The organism is Azonexus sp., from assembly GCF_036170495.1.
In the GTDB taxonomy this organism is placed as follows: domain Bacteria; phylum Pseudomonadota; class Gammaproteobacteria; order Burkholderiales; family Rhodocyclaceae; genus Azonexus.
Map to the genome: position 1 here is coordinate 1 of NZ_JAVHPH010000072.1, position 1,196 is coordinate 1,196.

Here is a 1,196-nt window from a genome sequence, read left to right on the forward strand (position 1 = left end):
GTCACCGACAAGTTCCTCGGCGGCATTCCCGGCGTCCAGAAGGAAGGCACCGACGGCATCATCGTCGCGGCGCGCTGGGTCCTGCACAAGATGCCGCCGATCTTGCGCACCGTTTGTCTGGAGTTCTTCGGCCAGGTCCGCGAAGCGGTGCCGGCCATCGTCGAGATTACCGATTACTTTAAGCCGGGTGGCGCCGGGCATGCCGCCGGCGTCCAACTGGCCGGCCTGGAACATATGGACGAGCGCTATGTGAAGGCCGTCGGCTATGCGACCAAGGCCAAGCGCCACGGACGGCCGAAGATGGTGCTGATCGGCGATCTCGTCGGTCACGACGAAAATGCCGTGATGGCCGCCGCCTCCGAAGTCGTCCGCATGTGCAACCTGCGCGCCGCCGAGGGTTTTATTGCGGTCAACGCCGAAACGCGCAAGAAATTCTGGCTCGACCGTTCGCGCACCGCCGCCATTTCACGCCACACCAACGCCTTCAAGCTCAACGAGGATGTGGTCATTCCGCTGCCGCGCATGGGCGATTACTGCGACGGCATCGAGCGCATCAACATCGAGCTGTCCACGCAGAACAAGCTGGCCTTGTGCGCTGCCCTGAGCGAATTCATCAAGGGCGATCTGCCGCTCTATCGCGGCGACACGACGCTCGATAACGAGGTGCTCATCGGCGACCGCCGGCAGGCGGCACTGGATTACATCGAAGCTGTCCGCCTGCGCTGGGAATGGCTGCTTGAAAACCTCGACCTGCCGCTGGCCGAAGCCGAATCGCGTTTCGCTTCATATGGCGTGGTGGCTGGCGAGCTGACCAACCGGGCCGAAAATCCGACGCTCTTCCACCGCCTGCAGGATTATTCCGTGCGCACCTCGTGGAAGCAGGAATTGCATGCCCGGCTGGCCAAGATTTTCGACGGCGGCGTCTATCGTCCGATCATCGAGCGCATTGAAGCCATCCACAAGGAAGTTCTGCGCGGCCGCGTCTTCGTCGCGCTGCACATGCACGCCGGCGACGGCAACGTGCACACCAATATTCCGGTCAATTCCGACAATTATGCAATGCTGCGGACGGCCAACAAGGCGGTCGAGCGCATCATGCACATCGCCCGCGGGCTGGATGGCGTCATTTCCGGCGAGCACGGCATCGGCATCACCAAGCTCGAATTCCTGACCGAAGAAGAGCTCGGCCCCTTCCG

The 1,196-nt window shown here is 62.5% G+C and carries 1 protein-coding gene; it reads left to right on the forward strand.

Going from position 1 to position 1,196, the window contains the following annotated elements:
- Positions 1 to 1,196 (forward strand): FAD-binding oxidoreductase (locus ADADOO_RS02410; protein ID WP_511274694.1); only part of this gene is annotated, 1,196 nt, incomplete at both ends.